This is a genomic window from uncultured Alistipes sp. (assembly GCF_949296715.1).
Taxonomy (GTDB): domain Bacteria; phylum Bacteroidota; class Bacteroidia; order Bacteroidales; family Rikenellaceae; genus Alistipes.
Window position 1 is genome coordinate 18,833 of record NZ_CASFQD010000053.1, and the last position, 19,501, is coordinate 38,333.

Genomic DNA, 19,501 nt, shown 5'->3' on the forward strand with positions numbered 1-19,501 from the left:
GTTATCGGGTAAGATTCGGATTCAGGCGCTTCTCTCGCAGCGGATAGGGGAAGAGCAGGTCCTCCTCCTCGAACTTGCAGCCCTCGTTGTGGCCGGGAGCCTCGTATCCGATCAGATCGATGACCGCACCCGTCGTGACGTTGAGAATCTTGCGCGTGCGCAGCAGGTCAAACCACGTCTGCGACTCGAAGCAGAGCTCCCACAGCCGCTCGCGGTATACCTCGTCGAAAGAGACCGATCCGGGCTTGGCCGCCTCGGGCAGCGCGCGGCCGCGGACCATCCAGTAGGCGTCGACCGCATCCCGGTCGGTCGTCGTGCCGCCGTCGGCCTGGGCCTTCGCCTCGGCCATCACCAGCAGCAGGTCGGCGTAGCGCAGCAGCGGGTAGTTCATGCCCGACTTGCCCGTCGAGGCGCAGTTGCTGTCCCAGTACTTGTAGATGTAGGGGCGGTCGAGCTGCACGACACCCGATCCGTCGGTCGCCTCGTGCTCCGTGTAGTAGTATCCCTTCTCGGCCGTGCGCAGGTCGCCCTCCGTATAGGAGTCGTAGAAGGCCTGTGCCGGGGCCAGGGCGCCGCCGAAGGCCGAGTTGGCCGAGATGGGCTTCTCGGGTTCGGGATACGGCAGCATGTCGTTGTGCACGGGCGATCCGGCGTACTGCTGCTCGCACTGGATCATCCAGATGTGCTCGCCGATGTTGGCGTTGGCCGGGTCGCGCAGGGCGGCATAGTCGCCGAAGAGGTAGAACTGACCGCTCGCATAGACCTCATGAGCCGTTTCGTAAGCCTTCGCATAGTATTCGGCACCCTTCTGGAGCGGATAGCCGGCCATCGTCAGGTAGACCTTCGCCAGCAGCGTGTGCACGGCACCGCGCGTCACGCGGCCGTCGGCACTCGTCCAGGGCGACGCAGCCATCAGCTCGGCGGCATGGACGAGGTCCTTCTCGATACGCCCGTAGATGTCCTCCTGCGACGAAAGCGGAATCTTCACGTCCGACAGGTCGCTCGTGGCCGAGGTCTTGAGGGGTACCTCGCCCCACAGACGCACGAGGTTGAAGTAGTGGTAGGCCCGCATGAAGTAGGCCTCGCCCAGCAGCTTGTCCTTCGTCACGGCATCCATCGAGACCGTCGAGGACTCGATGCCGGCGATGACGCTGTTGCAGTTTTCGATGGCCGTATAGGCGCTCTTCCAGAGTTTCTCGATGAAGGTGTTTTCCTCGCTGACCGTGAGGCTCATGGCCTGCGAAAGGTAGATGCTGCCGGCCGAACGCGGACGAATGGCATAGCCCGGCAGGTAGTCCAGGAAGATGAAGTTCTGCGTGCCGACCTCGACATCGCCGTCGAACAGGTCGTCCACAAAGGTGTAGAGTCCGTTGACGCCGGCGACGATCTGCTCCTCGGTCTTGAAATAGTACTTGGGCGAAAGGGCCGTCTTGAAGTTCTCCTCAAGGAACGCATTGCACGATCCCGCCATCAGCGCGACGGCAAGCAGCGAAGCGACGGTTATGATGAGTTTTTTCATTGTTTTCAGCATTTAGAAGGTAATCTTGATGTTGGCGGAGACGGTCGTCGGACGCGGATAGGAGTAGAAGTCGATGCTCTGGCCCGTATCCGTGTTGAAGGCGCCCACCTCGGGGTCGAAGCCCGGATAGGAGGTGAAGACATGGAGGTTCTCCACGTTGATGCCGATGCTCAAACCCTTGATCACACGCGACTTGCGCAACAGTTCGGGGCTAAAGTCATACGACAGCGAGATGTTGCGGATACGCAGGAAGTCACCCTTGTAGAGCATGCGCGAGTCCTTCTCGTTCTCGCCGAAATTCGTATCCGACGGCAGACGCAGCGCCGCGATCATCGAGTTGGGGTTCTCGGGCGTCCAGGCGTTGAGCACCGACTTGAGCGAGTTGCCGTAGAGCTGGCGGTTCTCCATCATCGTCGGGGCGATGCCCAGAATCTTGAATCCGTAGCAGGCGTTCAGGTCGACCATCAGCGAAAGGCCGCGCCAGCGGAAGGTGTTGACCATCGTGATGTCGCCCTTGGGCGTACCGTTGCCCATGATCTTGCGGTCGGCATCGTCGATCTTGTAGTTGTGGTCCACGTCCTCGTACTTGATGTCGCCGGGCTTCTTGCCGTAGCGGCGCGCCTCGTCGACCTCGTCGAGACCCCACGTGCCGATGCGGTTCAGCACGAAGTAGGAGGCCCACTCCTCGCCGGCGCGGGCGATGGTGTTGTTGCCCGTGTCGATGGTCTCACCGCCGACGTCGAGCACCAGCAGCTTGTTGGTCGAGAAGACGATGTCGGTCGTCCACTGGAAATCCTTGTGTTCGATGTTGCGCGACGAGACGGTCACCTCGAAGCCGCGGTTGCGGATCTTGCCCAGGTTGGTCCACGTCGTCGCGTAACCGGTCGTATAGGGCACCTGTTTCTGGAAGAGCAGGTCCGTGGTGGTCTTGTTGTAGTACTCGAAAATCAGCTGGAGGCGGTTGTCATAGAGACCCAGGTCGAGACCGGCGTTGAACTGCTTGGAGGTCTCCCACTTCAGGTCCTCGTTGCCGAGGTTCGAGAGCACGACGTAGGGATTCAGCTCGCCGTTGAGGATCATCGAACCGTTGGAGTACTGCGAAATGGTCCGGTAGTTGGGGATCGAGGCGTTGCCCACGGCACCGTAGCTCACGCGCAGCTTCATGTTGTTGACCACCTTGCGGGCGGCGGCGAAGAAGGGCTCCTCGGAAACGATCCATGCGGCCGAGGCCGAGGGGAAGTAGCCGTACTTGTTGTTGGCACCGAAGTTCGAGGCGCCGTCGGCACGGAACGTGAAGCCCAGCAGGTAGCGGTCCAGGAAGCTGTGGTTCATGCGGAAGTAGTAGGAGTTCATCGTGTTCTGCTCCATGCCCGAGGCCGGCTGGTGGTAGGTCGTGCCGGCGCCGAGGTTGTGGTAGCCGAACGAGTCGTCGAAGAAGTCCTCGGAACCCGACGACGAGCTCTCCGAATGGTTGTAGTACCAGCTGGCACCCAGCACGAACGTCGAGCTGAGGCGGCCGCCGAAGAACTTGTCCGTGTAGGTCAGGTAGTCCTCGTTCGACCAGCGGCGCGACTTGGTGTTGTAGATGTCGGCGAAGCCGCCGTTGTTCTCGCTCACGTCGAGCAGGCCGGCCTTGGCATAGCTCAGATCGCGGTGGTTGGTCATCGAGTAGTCGCCCTTGAGCGTCAGCGTAAGTTTCTTCGTCAGCTTGAGGTTGGCGATCATGTTGAAGATGGCGTAGTCGTTCTCGGCGATCTTCTTCTGGTCACGGAGCAGGCGGATCGGGTTCTCGGCCACCTCGCCCAGCGGATAGTCGTTCTTGCGGCCCCACGTGCCGTCGTCGTACTTCACCGGGACGATCGGCGGCATCTCGAGCATGTTGCGGATCGGGCCCTGGCCGAAGCCGCCCTCCATGTCGTTGCTCTTGTCCGTGGCGGCCGTCACAACGGTCTGCACGTTGAGCCAGCGGTTGACGTCCGTGCGGACGTTGACCGTTCCCGACAGGCGGTTCGAGTAGGTGTAACGGACCAGACCCTGGAAATCCTGGTAGGCGATGCTCGAATAGACCGAGGTCTTCTCGCCGGCCGAGGTGAACGACACCGTATGGTCGTTGGTCACGGCGTTCTGCGTCAGGGCCTCCTGCCAGTCGGTGTCGTAGCGCGGCGAGGCGATCAGGTTACCCTGGTCATCGCGCTTGTAGTTGCCCGACGCGTCCTTGGCGTACCAGAAGAGGTTTTCCATCGGCGTCACCAGGTGCGGCATGACCTTGCCGCTGTAGGCATAGGCGCGGCGCTGCACCTCCATGAACTCGTCGGCATTGAGCAGGTCGACCTTGCGGTTGAGGAAGCCCACGCCGACCTTGCCGTTGTAGGTCACCGTACCCTCGCCCTTCCTGCCGGACTTGGTCGTGATGATGACGACGCCGTTGGCACCCTGCGCACCGTACATCGACGTGGCGGCGGCATCCTTCAGCACGTCGATGCTCTCGACGTTGGCCGGGTTGATGAGCTGCGGGTTCACGCCCACGACGCCGTCGAGCACGTAGATCGGGTCGCTGCCGGCGTTGATCGAGCCCATACCGCGGATACGCAGCGCCGAGGCGCCGCCCGGCTTGCCGGAGAAGGAGACGTTCTTCACGCCGGCGATCTTGCCGGCCATGTCCTGCATGATGTTGAATGCCGAGGTGCGGTTGTCCAGGTCATCGCTGCGCAGCGAACCCACCGACGACGAAAGCTCGCGTTTGGTGAGCGTACCGTAACCGACCACGACGACCTCATCGATGCCCATCGAGCTGGACGAAAGGGTCATGTCGACCGTCGTGCGCGAGCCGACGGCCGTCTCCTGCGTATCCATGCCGAGGAACGAGAACTGGAGCACCTCGCCGTCGGCGGGGATTTCGAGTTCATAACGGCCGTCGCTCTGGGTCGTCGTGCCGACCGCGGTGCCTTTGACAAGAACGGTCACGCCGACGAGCGGAGTTCCCTCCTTGTCGGTCACGGAGCCCGTCACGACCCTTTTCTGCTGTGCATGCAGGGCCGGGGCCGTCAGCAGCACCAACGCGCCCGCAAGCAGCAGCTTGACTAATGTATGCGTAAAATTTTTCATAGGAAAGTAATTATAGGTAAGAATTAGGTTTCTGTACAAACTGGCGGATGGAGGTTGTCCCTATCCGGGAGCCGGGAAGTGAGGTTCGGGTTTCATGGGTTTGCTGATCGGGTTTGACATTTGACTGGTTGGCGAAACATGGATTTCCGGCCGGGCGGACATTCGACGGCAATCCGGCACACGCGCTCCGCCGCCGTCTGAACGGCAGCGTACGACATGGCGAAACGGATGCTGTTTTTCATGGGTGTGAATATTCGTCGCGGACGTCGGAAATCTTGTCCAATACAAATTTCACCTTAAATTCCAGCAAAAGGAAGGATATTAGGCCTCAAAGTAGGAGCATAGAGGCACCAGCAACCGCCAGATTTTTGAAAATCAGACAGTTGCCAAACAGACTACATTTCGTTTGGTAAATCGGAATGAGACGGGTTGAACGAGAGTTTTCCGAGCGTACGGACCGTCTGCTCGAAATTCTCGCCCCCTTCGAGAGCTGCTTTCTTGATCTTGCTCTTGTAGTTGTAGATGGTCTGGGGCGAACAGTGCAGGAAGTTGGCGATCTGCGGCACGTCGGAGATGCCCAGACGGATCAGCGCGAAGATGCGCAGTTCGGTGTTGAGGTGCCCCTCTTCGAGCACGTAGCGGCTCTGTGGAGCCAGCAGCTGGTTGAATTTCTCGACGAAGTCGGGATAGAGCTCCAGAAACGCCTGGTCGAAATTGGTGCACAGCGCCTCCTCTTCCTCGCGGCCGCGGGCCGGGGCAAGCTCCTGCAGGCGGTCGTACTGCTTGTTGCGTATCTTGAGGCTCACGTCGCGGCGGAGCCGGTCGAGTTTGTTGACATAGATCGAACACTGGTTCATGAAGTAGCCCAGGTAGCGCTCCTTGACCAGATTGGCCTCGTCGAGGCTCTTGTTGAGCGACAGCAGCTCCTCGGTGAGTTTTTTCAGCCGTGACCGGGCCTGCGAGACAATGCGCGTCTGCCGGAAATAGAAGAAGAGCGCAATGCCGCATCCCAGCGCGAGCAGGCTCGACACGATGCCGAAGATGCGCAGGTTGCGGCGCTGCGTGTCGAGCTTGTCGAGATAGCAGCTCTCGATGATCGGGTAAAGGCGTGCGATCATCGTGTTCTTGAAACGCGAGTTGTAGAAGTTCGCGTCGCTCAACGCGAAGGAGATGTAGGAGTAGGCGCGGTCGATGTCTCCGGTCTCGAAGAGCAGTGTCGCCAGGGCCAACAGGGCCTCGTTCTCCTTGACCGCAAGGCGGATGTCGGTCGTGGCGGCCACCATCAGGTAATACTCCTGCCGTTCGGCGTCGCCCGCCTGCTGATAGGCCTTGGCCAGACACATGGCCGACATGGCGTAGGCATGCGTGTCGGGCTCCTGCCTGCGGAATATGTCGTCGAAAATGGCGACGGCCGTTGCCGAATCCCCGGCCCGCTGCGCCAGAAAGGCCTTCTCCGTGAGCCACTCCTTCGATCCGGGGGACAGCAGCGACAGCAGCGAGTCGCGGCAGCGGTCGATCTGGCGTTCATACCCCGACGTGAAGCGTTCGTCGTTCGAATAGTGGATCAGATTTTCGTAGTAGCGGATGCGGTTCCAATGGTACTGGCACTTCTGGTAGGTTTGCAGCCGCGGATAGTCGATCGTGCGGAACAGGCTGTCGGCCTGCAGGAAGAGCCCCGAGAGCGAATAGAGGAAGGCCAGTTTCAGACGGCTGTCGGTCAGGCAGTCTTCATTGCCGAACTGCCGGGCGACGCGGATGTTGCGCAGCACGTAGTGTTCGGCCGAATCGCAGATAAAGGATTCGTAGTTGGCAACAATCTCCGACTGGACGGCATAACGCTCCTCCGCATCCGCGGCTGCGGCCGCACGGCGCCGCAGGTCGTCTATCGTCCGGTTCTTCTGCTCCGTATAGCGGTCGGCACCGGCAATCGTCTCGTTGAGCACCCGCCGCAGCGAATCCATGCGGGAGGAGGCCGCAGCCCCGGCGGGCAGCGGCCGGCAGAACAGCGACAGGAGGACGCACAACGTCGTTATGGCGTGCCGAATCGTCATTGGGTCTACCTTATTCGATCAGAAACTTACCAAAAATAGGCATTTTCCGCGAAAATCCGGCATGTTTCGCAATTTTTTCATCGCCGGAATCCGCGCCGCGGCACCATAGCACTGACTCTCCGGCACATAACGGAGGCACGACGAAACTCCCGTCCGCCGTGCCTCCGCCGTGCCGCATGCCGCGGATGCCGCTACTCCCTGCGCAGGACGATGCGGCGCGTCTGCGGCTTGTTGATCTCGTAAATCTTGCGCACGAGCAGCGCCATCTCCTCCTCGCGGGCCTCGCGCACCGGCGCATGCATCATCCGTGCGTAGTTCTCGCGGTGAATCTGCAGCCAGACATTCTTCGACTTCTCGCGGTCGAGTGCCTGCACAGCCCGCTCGTCGTCGGCGCCCAGCAGTCCCTTCTGCTGGAGGAAGTCATACTCCACCCACGCATAGTCGCGGAACGTGCGCTCGATCTCCCAGCGAAACTCGTTCAGGTACATCACCTGCTGCGCCTGCCGGTACTGGGGCGTGTTCTCGACGGCGAGGTTGATGCCTTCGGCCAGCGCCGCGGCGTTCCAGCTGCCAATCCGCTGCCCGTCGATATAGAGGGCGTAGTCCCCCTTCGGAAGCCCCTCGACGGCGAGCATCTCGCGGTTCATCTCCTCGATGAAGGGAACCAGCCGCACGGCCTCGGCCTGGCTGCGGCGCGCCTCCCAGCCGTGCGCCACCGTATCGAGCGGATAGGGCAGCGCCTCGGCCAGGTAGTCGAACGACACTTCGCGGCTGTTGCCGCGCAGGTTGTCGACGCGGCAGTTTTCGGCCGTGAGCACCCGGCGGCGGGCGGCGTCGATGCGCACATCGGCCACCTTCTTCCCGGCCATGCCCTGCGCCTTGAGGTAGAGGTAGGCCATGACCATGTGGCCGTCGTTGTCGGGATGGATGCGGTCGCCCATCGTCAGCGTGAAGGCCGGGTCTTCGGCCTGCACGCGCTGCGAGAGCTCGGTCAGCGGCGTGTTGAAGTCCAGGAACTCCCAGCCGTTCTTTTCGGCCGAGGCACGCTGGAAGCCGACCACGCGCTGCAACACGGCGTTCTTGCCGCGCAGGGGCGCATTTTTCCCGATCTGCGCGGTCTCGTCGTAGGGGGCGCCGCCCAGCAGCACGACACGCACGCCGTCGAGGCCCTGCAGGCGCTGCTCCATCCGGCCGTAGTTCTCGTAACACTCGCGGTAGCGCCGTTCGCCGAACTCCTCGGCACCGGGCTGGTTGTACTCGGCATAGCCCGTGTCGTTCATGCCGAAGGTCACGTTGAGCACCGTCGGACGCTTCGAGAAGACGTCGCCGTCGAGCCGCCGGTACATGTCGCCCGCCGTCTCGCCGCCGATGCCGGCATTCATCACCTGCACGTCCATGTAGGGGAAGCGGGTCATGTAGTAGAGCCAGATGTAGGAGTGGTAATGCCCTCCGTCGGTGATGCTGTTGCCGAGGAAGACGACCCGGTCGCCGTCGCGGAAGGGCTCGACGGTCTGCGCCTTCGCACCCGTCGTGAGGATGCAGGCAAGCGCTGCACAGAAAATCAGTTTTTTCATAAGCCGTATTGTTTCAGGTAGTCATTGTCGGATCATCGCCGCGCCGCACACTCCGCGCCGGCCTCGCGCACGGCGACGCCCACGCGCGAATCGGCACAGCCGTAGTAGAGGAACCAGCGGCCGTCGTGCAGCACCAGCCCCTCGATGAAGACCGTCCCTGCGGGATACTGCCCGCTGCGCTCGAAATCGGCTTCGGGGACGAAGAAGGGCTTGTCGAGCCGCCCCTTCAGCCGTGTGGGGTCGGCCGCGTCGAAGAGCGCCTGCCCGGCGCAGTAGGCTCCGGGGGTATAAGCGCCGTCGCCGCGCTCCCCGGCGGCATTCTTGCCGTTGTAGAGGAGCAGGATGCCCGCGTCGGTCACGACAGCCGGCGGGCCGCACTCGGTCAGTTCGCTGTCGAAGTATCCATCGCGCGGCTCGAGCACCCGGAGCAGCTCGCCGTCGGGGCCGAGCAGCGGCGTCCAGTCGGTCAGGTTGTCCGACACGGCCACGTTGACGAACTTCTCGCCCCAGTACATCCAGTAGCGGCCGCCGATGCGGGCAACCGTCTGCCGTTCGCCGTCAACGCGCGTCACGGGCGAGGCCGATTTCGAGAAGGCGTCGCGGAAACGGCCGCCATGGGCCTTTGCGAAGGCGGGCCCGTGCTTGTGCCAGGTCAGCAGGTCGCGCGACGTGGCGACGGCCAACCGCGCCTGGCGGCGGTTCCACTGCGTGTAGAACATCACGTAGAGCCCCTCGTCGGTCTGCACGATGCGCGGGTCCTCGACGCCGCCCGGCCACTCCAGCGCGGTCTGCGAATCGACGTCGGGGTAAAAGACCGGCTCGGGCAGCCGTTCGAAATGCACCCCGTCGTCCGAGCAGGCGCAGCCCAGCCGGGAGGTGCGTTGTCCGATACCCTCGCCCGAGCGGTCTTCGGCCCGGTAAAGAAGCACCACCCGGCCGTCGCGTACCGCGGCCGCGGGGTTGAAGGTGTCGCCCTCCTGCCAGGCGACCCATTCGCGCCGCAGGGGGCAGAAGAAGCGGGTCGCCGTGTCGGGGGCGATGACCGGATTGGCCCCTTCGGGACGCCGGAACCCGGTCCAGACCCAGTCGGGCGCCGTTGCGGCCTGCTCCGCGCAGGCCGAAGCGGTGAATGCCGCGGCAAGGATCAGCAGCCGGACACACCGGCGGGAAACGATCGTCATCATGGCCATATCAATCATAGGAGGGCGGCAGCTCCCGGGTCGCCCAGCGGCCGGGACGCGCCGCGGTTTCGTATTCGAGCACCGCGCCCTGCGCGAGGGTCTCCCAGTCGACCCATGCGCGGTCGCACGGCCGGCCGTCGATGCGCAGCGAGCGGGTGTAGGCGTGCTTCTCCGATCCGCCGAGGATCGTCACGTCGCCGCGCCGCAGGTGGATCGTGATCCGCTCGAAGAGCGGCGTGCTGAGCGTGAAGCCCCCGACGCCCGGGATCATCGGATAGAGCCCCGTGCAGGCAAAGACGTACCACGCGCCCATCGTCCCCAGGTCGTCGTTGCCCGGCAGGCCGTCCGGCGCGGAGGAGTACTGCTCGCGGAGCGTGCGGCGGATCACCTCCGAGGCCTTGTCGGGGCGTCCGACCCAGTTGTAGACCCACGGGATGTGGAAACTCGGCTCGTTGCCCGAGGCGAACCACTCGTCGTTGTAGCCCGCATCGAGCCGCACGAAGTATTCGTCCAGCCGCCGCTCGGCCTCCGCCTGCCCGCCGATCAGTTCGATGAGCCCCCCGAGGTCGTAGGGCACCATCCAGAAGTAGTCCTTGTAGGTCGCCTCGCGCCAGTCCTCCGTGAGGGGTTTCCAGCTGCCGTCGGCGTGGCGCGAGCGGAGCCAGCCGCTTTCGGCGTCGTAGAGGTTCCGCCAGCGCCGCGCCACGTCGAAGTAGCGCCAGCTGGCGAACTCGTCGCCCACGGCATGCAGGGCGAACTGCCCGATGGCGAAATCGGCCGAGGTATATTCGAGCATCTGCGAAGCGTCCCAGTAGCCCTTTTCGAGGTACTGCCCGAGGCCCGGCCGCGCCTCGACCTGCTGCGAGCGGGCACCGGGCACCTCGGCCGTGCGGCGCATCACGCAGAAGAGCGGATAGGGATCGTAGTCGCGGGCGCCGAAAGCCCAGGCGTTGGCAACGAGCGCCGACGTCGGGTCGCCCTGCATAACGCCCGTCTCGATGTTGGCCATCACCCAGCGCGGGAAGGCGCCGCCCGACTGTTCGGCGAAGTCGAGGTGCGAGAGCACAACCTCCGAGGCGACGTCGGGCGCCAGCATCGACAGCAGTTGGATCTGCGTGCGGTAGGTATCCCAGTTGCTGAACGACGTATACTGCGTCGAGCGGCTGCGGTGGATGCGGAAGTCGGCCCCCATGTACTCGCCGTTGACGTCGCTGCAGACGTTCGGATGGATCAGCGCCCGGTAGAGGTGCGTGTAGAACTGCACCGTGCGGTCCGGATCGGAGCCTTCGACCTCGATGCGGCCCAGCACGTCGTTCCACCGCGCCTCGGCGGCGCGGCGCACGGCGTCGAAGTCCCAGTCGGGGTTCTCTGCGCGCAGGTTTGCGCGGGCGTTCTCCACCGAGACATACGAGATGCCGATCCGGTAGTGCACGGTACGGCCGTGCCGCAGGTCGAAGACGAAGTAGACGCCCGACTCGCCGCCCTCGGCGAAGCGGCCGCCGGGCGTGAGGCGCTCGCGCTCCCAGATGCCCAAGCGGAGGGCGTCCGTGTCGAACTCGGCGACGAAATAGACCTTGTAGGGGGTGCGGATGCCGCAGAACTCGCCGCCCTCGGCATAGCCCTCGCAGCTGCGGGGCCCGGTGATGCTGACGGCCGCCTGCGCGATCGCCGTGGCGGCGACCCCCGTGCCGATAATGACCGTGCCGAGCGAATCCGACACCGGGAAGTCGTAGCGGGCCATGCCCGTGCGGCACGTCACGGTGAGCTGCGCGCGGACGGAGTCCTGCACGTAGGTCTCGTACCAGCCGGCATGTCCCCGGCCGGGGGCGACGTCGACACGGCAGTCGAACATGCGGCCGGGCGAGACTGCCAGCTCGCCCCGCAGCGGGAGCGTCGGGAAGTTGCCCATGTGGCGGCACCCGGCGCCGCTCAACTGATTGATGACAAAGCCGCTGCGCGGCGAGAAGTAGGAGGGCGTGAACTGCACCATCCCGAAGGGCGAGGTGGCTCCCGGGTAGAGATACCCCGAGGCGAGGCCGACGCCCTCGGTGCCGATGCGCGTGTCGACCAGCCGGGCGTAGTCCGTCGTCCGGGCCGCGGCCGATGCGGCCAGCAGAAGCCCCGCAAGCGGGAGCAGGCATCGGCCGGCTTTTGCAAAAAGGGTCTTCATGGTGAAGCGTTTATGTTGGGAGATTTCAGGGAGTTGTCTCAATCGGGCAGCCAGCACGCGATCACTGCCGCGGCGCCGCCGGGGCCATCGTACCGGCAAGGCCCCAGTCGGGATTCGGTTCGGGCGCGAGGAAGAGCTCGAGCGTCCCGCCGGCGGCGATCTGTGCGAAGTCCAGATGCGAAGCGTCGTACTCGCGGCCGTTGAGCAGCGCGCGGCGGATGTAGACGTTGCCCGGGGCGTTGTCGTGCGCCACGACGGTGAAGCTTCGGCCCGCGGCATAGCGGGGATCGAGCCGGAATTCGATGCGGTCGAAGACCGGGCTGGTGATCTCCATGCGCGTGTCGCCCGGGCAGGCGGGATGGAGGCCCGCCGCGGCCAGCACATACCAAGCCGACATCTGCCCGGCATCCTCGTTGCCGACGATGCCCTCGACGCGGTTGCCGTAGGCCCGCTCGCAGATGCGGCGCGTCCAGCGCTGCGTCATCCACGGCTCGCCGAGGCGGTTGAAGAGGAAGGGCACGAGATGGACCGGCTCGTTGGCGTGGTTGTAGTAGTCGTTCCAGAGCATGTCGTCGGGCGTCTGCCCGAAGAAGGCCGCAAGGTCCTTCAGCACGGCGTCGCGGCCGCCCATCAGCGAGACCATCCCCTCGACGTCGTGCGGCACGAACCACCCTTGCTGATAGGGGTTCGACTCGATGCAGCCGTACCACTCCGTCGTGCGGGCACGCTCGGGCCACGGCGCCCAGCTGCCGTCTGCACGCCGGGGCCGGAACCACCCCTTCTCCGCATCGAAGATGTTGCGGTAGGCCTGCCCCTTGCGGGCAAAGTCGGCGGCATCGGCCTCCTTGCCGAGCATCGAGGCCAGGCGCGAGAGGCACCAGTCCGTATAGGCGTATTCGAGCGTGTGCGAGATGCAGAGCTCCGAGGGAGTATATCCGAGCGGGTCGTTGCCGAAACGGCGCGAGGTGTTGACCGCATAGCGGTAGGCCAGCTCCGCGTCGTAGCCCCGGATGCCCTTGGCGTAGGCGTCCGCCAGCACCGACAGCGCCGGGTTGCCCAGCATGCAGCCCGAATAGGCGTTCATGATCTCCCAGCGCTCGAAGTATTCGCGGCCGCTCTCCGTGGCCATCGTCACGAGCGAGTTGAGCAGGTCGTCGACCAGCTGCGGGTTGATGATCGTCTGCAGGGGCATCTGGCTGCGGAAGACGTCCCAGCCGCTGAAGATCGTGCGCTTGGTGAAACGCCCTTCGGTCGAGTGTATCTGCCCGTCGGCCCCGGGGTAGCGTCCGTCGACGTCGGTCAGCGTGCGGGGGTCGATCATCGTGTGGTAGAGCGCCGTATAGAAGACGGTCTTCTCGTCGTCGCTGCCCCCCTCGATGCGGATGCGGCCCAGCTCGTCGTTCCACTGCGCACGGGCCGCGGTGCGCACCTCGTCGAAGGAGCGGTCGGCGATCTCCGCCTCGAAGTTGCGGCGGGCCCCCTCGGCGTCGACGAACGAGATGCCGACGCGCAGCTCGACCTCATGACCCGCTTCGGTAGCAAATTCGGTAAAGAAGCCGAGGTGCTTGCCCTCGATCTCGCCGACACCCGTCACAACGGGCGCCTCGGCGACCCGCTGCTGATAGGCCGCGCTCACCACGTCGTCGCGCCGACGGCTCCACGAATCGGGAATATCGGCACTCCAGAAGCCGTAGCGGGTGATCGGCTCGCTCAGGCGGGCATAAAAGTAGAGCGTGTAGTCCACCTGCCCCTCGCCGTTGCCCCAGCCGCCCGTGGCGGGCGTGCAGTGGATCCATCCGGAGAGCGTATGGTCGTCCTCGACACGAACATACTGCCGCTCGGCCGTACCGCCGACGCGGCGCGCCAGGTCAATCTGGATGCGCGAAGTGTCGCTCTCGGGGAAGGTGAAGCGCAGGATGCCGGCATGCGGCGTGGCCGAGCACTCGGCCAGGATGTCGTAATCGGTCAGAAGGACGCGGTAGTAGCCCGCCTCGGCGTGTTCGCTCTGCTTGTCGTAGTGCGAGCGGTAGCCCGCGATCGAGCCGTCCTCGCGGCCCGCGATCTTGCACAGCGGCCCGGTCGTCGGCATGACGAGCAGGTTGCCCAGGTCGCCGAACCACCCCACGCCGCTCATCTGCGTGAAGGCAAAGCCCTCGATGGTGGTGTGCTCGTAGCTGTAGCCGGGACTGTTGTCACCGCCGGTGATGGTGTTGGGGCTGACCTGCACCATGCCGTAAGGGGTCGTCGCCCCGGGGAAGGTCTTGCCCAGCCCGTGGTAGACGCCCGCGGCTGCGGTGCTCGTGCTGGCGCCGATAAAGGGATTCACGTAGTCGGCCGGAGCGAAGCTCTCCTGCGGTGCGGAGGAGCAGGCGGCGGCAAGGGCCGACAGCAGGGATGCGGCGAAGGGAAGGATGTTGCGTAAGGTATACATGTTGCAGAGATTATTTTGTCAGACGGAAGGTTCGGACACCGAAGCGCGGCATGGCGACCTCGAATTGCGTTTGTCCGCCGCGGACGCGGCACGGCACCGGGGCAAGCGTCTGCCCGTCGAGCGATACCTCCTCGATGCGTGCGAGGGGCACGCCGAAGCGGAGCCGGCAGGGGCGCCCCGATCCCGAAGCGTTGTAGAGGCGCAGGAGGATGTCGCCGCCCTCCATGCAGACGGCCGAGAGTTCGTAGCCGCTGCCGCCGAGGTCGAGCAGCGAGGCCGCCTGCGGGCGTGCGTCGGCAAGCAGGCCGCAGAGCAGCGGCTCGTTCCAGCGCAGGCTCTCACGGTCGATGCCCGCCTCGTCCCAGCGGCCGCGGTGCGGCACCAGGGCATAGCGCAGGTGCGTCGGGCCGTCGAGCGTGTAGTCGCGTCCCCAGAGGCCGTTGCCGGCAAACTGCACCGTCAACGACAGCGGGTCGCCGGGTCCGTAGGCATAGGAGGTCGTATGGTCCGAGAGGAGCGCCAGGCCGCAGCGCCCCTTCTCCCCGGCCAGGTCGACCCAGTGCAGCAGGACGTTGTGCTTGATCGAGTCCCAGGTCGTGAAGTAGGTGTCGCGGAGCGTGCTCTCGCAGACGTCGAAGGGGGCGTCCTTGCTAATGCGGCCTTCGCCGGAGGCCACGGGGAAGCAGACGCGCAGCTTGCCCCGTTCGTCGTAGAAGGCCCGGCGGTTGCTGGCATAGGCGTCGTTTTGCTTATAGGAGCCGATCGCGGTCGGATGCCGCCAGTCGATCCGCAGATCGAAGTCGATGCGGCGCTCGCCGCGGCGCAGCGTGAGCGTCTGCACGAAGGGATGCGAGGCGATGCGGCCCTCGATGCGCACGCTCCGTTCCAGCGCATCGTCCCGCACGACGGTCAGCGTCGCCGGCGTCTCGGTCGAGGAGCGGAAGCCGCCCTCGTCGGGGAAGCAGCCGCGCAGCTCGCCCATCGCAAAGTCGCTCTGCGGATCGACCACCTCGCAGCCGCCGCAATGTTTGACAATCAGGCTTTCGATCACCCCGCCGCGCGAGAGGTCGAGCACGATGCGGTACATGTCATTCTCCAGCAGGTAACGGCCCGACGACACCGCCGCGGCCGGTGCGGCCGTTTCGGGCGTCCTGCCGCACCCCGGCTCCAACCGGAAATCGGCATACCCGAAGGCCGGAACCCCGGCCTCGAAGGCGAGGGCGTACCCCTTCTCCGTGCGTTCGTAGCGCGCGGCGTCGATGCGCCGTCCGGCGGCATCCGTAATCCGGGGCGCCGTCGGTCCGAACGTCTCGGGCACGACGACCGTGAGCACCTCGCGCCGCGCCGTGCCCAGCGTATTGACGGCCCGCACGCGAAGCGGTCCCTGCGTCCCGGCATCGGGGCCGAGGCTGCGCAGCGCGGCGGCCATGACGTCGCCGCAGATCGAGTCCGTCGCAGCGGTCCAGCGGGCGATATGGTCGGCCCACGTGCCGCGGCCGTGCAGGCCGTTGTAGGGGACGATCCACGAATCGTGGTGCTGCGCCAGCATCAGCGTGCGCCACGCCTCGTCGAGCGACGCCGTGTCGTAGCGCCCGTCACCGAGCAGCACGGCCAGCACGGAGGCCTTCTCGGCCTGCACGAGGGCATTCTCGGCATGCCGCACCTGTCGGGCGATGCGCTGCAGCACCTGACTGCCCCAGACGAGGCTCACGCGCACATCCTCCTGCGACATGCGGTAGGGCGTGCAGGCAGCCGGATCGGCCACCTGCTCGAAGTATTCGCGCCAGGTGACGTAGCGCGAGCCGTTGCGGATGCTGTCGCCGCTGCCGATCCAGGGTCCGAATTTCCAGCCGGCATCCTGATAGCACATCCCGACGGGATGGGCAATGCCCTGCCGCCGGCAATCCTCGAGGTACTCCGTTTCATTGCCCCAGGCCGTGGTCTGCCAGACGGAGTTCTCCGCCAGCCGTTCGGAGGCGTAGCGCGGCACGGTGCGGATCGACGTGCCGTCCGGCCCCGTCCAGTCGACCGTCTCCCCGCCGAAGGGGGCCGTGTAGCCGCCCCAGCAGGTGTTGGGACACTTGAGCGAGGCGTAGCGGAAGCCGAACGAGCGGAGCAGCTGCGGCAGGCAGCTCGTGAAACAGGGCTCCTCGACGGCGTAGGTCACGAATTCGATGCCGGGGAAGTGGCTGCGGAGCTTGCGCATGCCGTAGGCGAACTGCCGGATGATGCTCTCACCCGATATATTGTAACAGTAGGGCTGGGCATAGGTCGGATTGGTGAATTCGACCCGGTCGTCCGTAGCCATTTGTTTGAAACGCGCGTAATCGGCCGGCGTGCGCACCTGCACCGTGTCCCACGTCTCGGGCTCGATTTCCAGGCCGATGCGCCATTCGGGATGGGCATCCAGCTGATCGGCGATGAAGCGGGTCTTCCACTCGACGGGATAGTGGCCGTAGATGCCGCCGTGGTATCCGTCGACGAACCACGCCTGCGGCTGCGCCGCGTATGCGGAGGAACCGACCATGAGCAACAAGGCGGAAACGATTGCCCGAACAGATATTCTGCTCCGGGACGGATGGTTTGAAAAAACATCCATGAAGGTTCGGGGTTAAGTGAGTTTTCGGTATTACAAATTAACTTCATAAATATGGAAAACGAAGGGATATTAAACCGGAAAGTAGATAAGACAACACAACAATTCGCTCATCCACAAATAAATATAATCGACCCGAGTACACTCATGGTAAATCGCAAGGAGGGCCTTTTCGTGGAAAAGCCCCCTTCACAACGGCAAAAAGAGGCCGAAAAGAGGCCCGCTTCAGGGAGCGATGATAACGAGAACGAGGACGAAAGGCAAAGGCGGAGGTGGGTGGCGCGGGCGGAGATAAGCGGCGTGGTTAGGTGGACAGCGCGGGCGGCGTCCGGGCACAAAAAACCGGACGGCCGTACCCGCATGGTACGTTCCGTCCGGAATTCATTTTCGGCAGGGACTGCCGATTACTTGCCCGGCAGCTGCTTCACCTCGGCGGTCTCCCAAAGGTCGTTGCCGCCGACGCATCGGTGCATCACAGCCCTCCGGCGAAAGGCCGGACCGTCTACTTGCCCGGCAGCTGCTTCACCTCGGCGGCCTTCCAAAGGTCGTTGCCGCCGACGCATCGGTGCATCACAGCCCTCCGGCGAAAGGCCGGACCGTCTACTTGCCCGGCAGCTGCTTCACTTCGGCGGCCGCCCAAAGGTCGTTGCCGCCGACGCATCGGTGCATCACAGCCCTCCGGCGAAAGATCGGGCCGATTACTTGCCCAGCAGCTGCTTCACTTCGGCGGCCGCCCAAAGGTCGTTGCCGCCGACGCATCGGTGCATCACAGCCCTCCGGCGAAAGATCGGGCCGATTACTTGCCCAGCAGCTGCTTCACCTCGGCGGCGACGGTCACACCGTTGTAACCGAACTTCTCGTCGAGCACCTTGTAGGGAGCCGAATACCCGAAGTGGTCCAGACCGTGGATCATTCCCTCTTCGCCCACAAGACCCTGAAGTGTCACGGGCAGCCCCGACGTCAGGCCGTAGCGCACGATACCCGCTGGCAGCACGCTTTCCTGATACGACTTGGGCTGGTCGCGGAACAGTCCTTCGCTCGGTACGCTCACGATGCGCACCGCGATGCCCTCCTTTGCCAGCTCCGCAGCCCCCTCGACCAGCGTCGAGACCTCCGAGCCCGAAGCGACAAGCACGGCGGCCGGCTTGGCGGCGTCGACCACGACATAGGCACCCTTGGCGGTCTGGGCAGCCTCCTCGCGGCGGCTCCGGCCCAGCGTCGGCAGGTTCCGGATATTCTGACGCGACAGGACAAGCGCCACGGGACGGTGCTCCTCCAGCGCCAGTTTCCACGCCACGACCGTCTCCTCGGCATCGGCCGGACGCAGCACGAGCATCGAACGCTCGCCCTGGTGGTTGCGCAGGTGCTCCATCAGACGGATCTGCGCCTCGTGCTCGACGGGCTGGTGCGTCGGACCGTCCTCGCCCACGCGGAACGAGTCGTGTGTCCAGACATAGATCACGTGCAGCCGCATGAGCGCCGAAAGACGCACCGCGGGCTTCATGTAGTCCGAGAAGACAAAGAAGGTGCCGCAGGCCGGAATCACACCGCCGTGCAGCGCCATGCCGTTCATCACGCAGGCCATCGTCAGCTCCGAGACACCCGCCTGGAAGAAGCGGCCCGAGAAGTCACCGCGCGTGAAGGCCTTGGTCTTCTTGAGAAAACCGTCGGTCTTGTCCGAGTTGGAGAGGTCGGCCGAGGCGACGATCATGTTCTCGACCTTCTCGGCATAGAGGCCCAGCACCGTGGCCGACGCGGCGCGCGTGGCGATGTCGGCCTTCATCTCGATCGACTTGTAGTCGATCTCGGGCAGCTCGCCCGAGAGGAACATGTCGAGCTTGCGCGCCAGGTCCTTGTGCTCCTGCCGCCACGCCTTCTCGACGCGCGCCTGCTCGGCCGCCCATGCGCGGAGCTCCTCACGGCGCCCGGCAAAGAGCTCGCGGCTCTCCTCGAAGACGGCAAACGGATCGTCGGGATCACCCCCGAGATTGCGTACCGTCGCCGCGAAGTCGGCACCGGCCGCCGACAACGGCTGTCCGTGCGTCGAGACCTTGTCCTCGTAGCTGACCCCGTCGGGACCCATGGCGCCCTTGCCCATCACCGTGCGGCCGATGATGAGCGTCGGACGCTCCATCTCGGACTGTGCGGCAACGAGCGCCTCGCGGATCTGGTTGATGTTGTGCCCGTCGATCGTCAGCACGTTCCAGCCCCACGCCTCATATTTCATGGCCACGTTCTCCGTGTCGACCTCGTCGACCTTCGTCGAGAGCTGGACATTGTTCGCATCGTAATACATCACGAGGTTCGAAAGCCCCAGGTGTCCGGCGATGCGGCCCACGCCCTGCGAGATCTCCTCCTCGACGGCGCCGTCCGAGATGTAGGCATAGGTGCGGTGTGCCATCCACTCGCCGAAGCGCGCCACCATGAAACGCTCCGCAATGGCTGCGCCGAGCGCCATGGCATGGCCCTGACCCAGCGGTCCGGAGGTGTTCTCCACGCCGTGCAGCACGTCCACCTCGGGATGGCCCGGCGTCACGCTCCCCCACTGCCGCAGCGACTTGAGGTCTTCGGTCGAATAGAGCCCGGCCAGCGACAGCACCGAATAGAGCATCGGCGACATGTGCCCCGGATCGAGGAAGAAACGGTCGCGGTAGGGATAGGCCATGTTGTCGGGATCGTACCGCAGGAATTCCGAGTAGAGCACCGTGACGAAATCGGCGCCGCCCATCGCACCGCCGGGATGACCCGACTTCGCCTTTTCGACCATGGCGGCCGACAGGATGCGGATGTTGTCGGCAACGCGCGTTAGTTTCGAATTCGTAGACATATCAAAGTTTAAGGTTTAGTATTTTTCAGTTGCTAAAGATAGCAAAA

9 protein-coding genes are annotated in these 19,501 nt (G+C 64.5%); all 9 read right to left on the minus strand.

The genetic code is table 11. The features are described from left to right. Position 1 precedes the first annotated feature (1 nt). Positions 2 to 1,519 carry a RagB/SusD family nutrient uptake outer membrane protein gene (locus Q1Y33_RS07890; protein WP_300799198.1) on the minus strand — a complete coding sequence of 506 codons (1,518 nt, stop codon included), beginning with the start codon at positions 1,517 to 1,519 and terminating at the stop codon, positions 2 to 4. A gap of 12 nt (positions 1,520 to 1,531) precedes the next feature. Beyond that, the gene (locus Q1Y33_RS07895) at positions 1,532 to 4,624 is read right to left on the minus strand and encodes a SusC/RagA family TonB-linked outer membrane protein (protein ID WP_300799199.1); all 3,093 of its coding nucleotides are present in this window, start codon (positions 4,622 to 4,624) and stop codon (positions 1,532 to 1,534) included. A gap of 395 nt (positions 4,625 to 5,019) precedes the next feature. Further along, positions 5,020 to 6,675: a DUF6377 domain-containing protein gene (locus Q1Y33_RS07900; protein WP_300799200.1), complete on the minus strand. Its 1,656-nt coding sequence runs from the start codon at positions 6,673 to 6,675 to the stop codon at positions 5,020 to 5,022. A gap of 191 nt (positions 6,676 to 6,866) precedes the next feature. Beyond that, positions 6,867 to 8,249, minus strand: coding sequence for an SGNH/GDSL hydrolase family protein (locus Q1Y33_RS07905; RefSeq protein WP_300799201.1), 1,383 nt, complete (start codon positions 8,247 to 8,249; stop codon positions 6,867 to 6,869). A gap of 32 nt (positions 8,250 to 8,281) precedes the next feature. Then, positions 8,282 to 9,430: a glycoside hydrolase family 130 protein gene (locus tag Q1Y33_RS07910; RefSeq protein WP_300799222.1), complete on the minus strand. Its 1,149-nt coding sequence runs from the start codon at positions 9,428 to 9,430 to the stop codon at positions 8,282 to 8,284. A gap of 10 nt (positions 9,431 to 9,440) precedes the next feature. Continuing rightward, entirely contained in the window at positions 9,441 to 11,600 is a 2,160-nt protein-coding gene (locus Q1Y33_RS07915; RefSeq protein WP_300799202.1) for a GH92 family glycosyl hydrolase, read from the minus strand. Positions 11,601 to 11,661: 61 nt separating this feature from the next. Beyond that, positions 11,662 to 14,031, minus strand: coding sequence for a GH92 family glycosyl hydrolase (locus Q1Y33_RS07920; RefSeq protein ID WP_300799203.1), 2,370 nt, complete (start codon positions 14,029 to 14,031; stop codon positions 11,662 to 11,664). Positions 14,032 to 14,041: 10 nt separating this feature from the next. Continuing rightward, positions 14,042 to 16,558, minus strand: a complete 2,517-nt coding sequence (locus tag Q1Y33_RS07925) for a glycoside hydrolase family 38 C-terminal domain-containing protein (protein WP_300799223.1) — start codon at positions 16,556 to 16,558, stop codon at positions 14,042 to 14,044. Positions 16,559 to 17,423: 865 nt separating this feature from the next. Then, entirely contained in the window at positions 17,424 to 19,454 is a 2,031-nt protein-coding gene (locus Q1Y33_RS07930; RefSeq protein WP_300799204.1) for a transketolase, read from the minus strand. Between the last annotated feature and the right edge of the window lie 47 nt (positions 19,455 to 19,501).

Bases quoted from the DNA above. Each gene is read 5' to 3' on its own strand.
- Q1Y33_RS07915 (WP_300799202.1), bottom strand. From the start codon at position 11,600: ATGAAGACCCTTTTTGCAAAAGCCGGCCGATGCCTGCTCCCGCTTGCG.
- Q1Y33_RS07910 (WP_300799222.1), bottom strand. From the start codon at position 9,430: ATGACGATCGTTTCCCGCCGGTGTGTCCGGCTGCTGATCCTTGCCGCG.
- Q1Y33_RS07930 (WP_300799204.1), bottom strand. From the start codon at position 19,454: ATGTCTACGAATTCGAAACTAACGCGCGTTGCCGACAACATCCGCATC.
- Q1Y33_RS07925 (WP_300799223.1), bottom strand. From the start codon at position 16,558: ATGGTCGGTTCCTCCGCATACGCGGCGCAGCCGCAGGCGTGGTTCGTC.
- Q1Y33_RS07900 (WP_300799200.1), bottom strand. From the start codon at position 6,675: ATGACGATTCGGCACGCCATAACGACGTTGTGCGTCCTCCTGTCGCTG.
- Q1Y33_RS07920 (WP_300799203.1), bottom strand. From the start codon at position 14,031: ATGTATACCTTACGCAACATCCTTCCCTTCGCCGCATCCCTGCTGTCG.
- Q1Y33_RS07905 (WP_300799201.1), bottom strand. From the start codon at position 8,249: ATGAAAAAACTGATTTTCTGTGCAGCGCTTGCCTGCATCCTCACGACG.
- Q1Y33_RS07890 (WP_300799198.1), bottom strand. From the start codon at position 1,519: ATGAAAAAACTCATCATAACCGTCGCTTCGCTGCTTGCCGTCGCGCTG.
- Q1Y33_RS07895 (WP_300799199.1), bottom strand. From the start codon at position 4,624: ATGAAAAATTTTACGCATACATTAGTCAAGCTGCTGCTTGCGGGCGCG.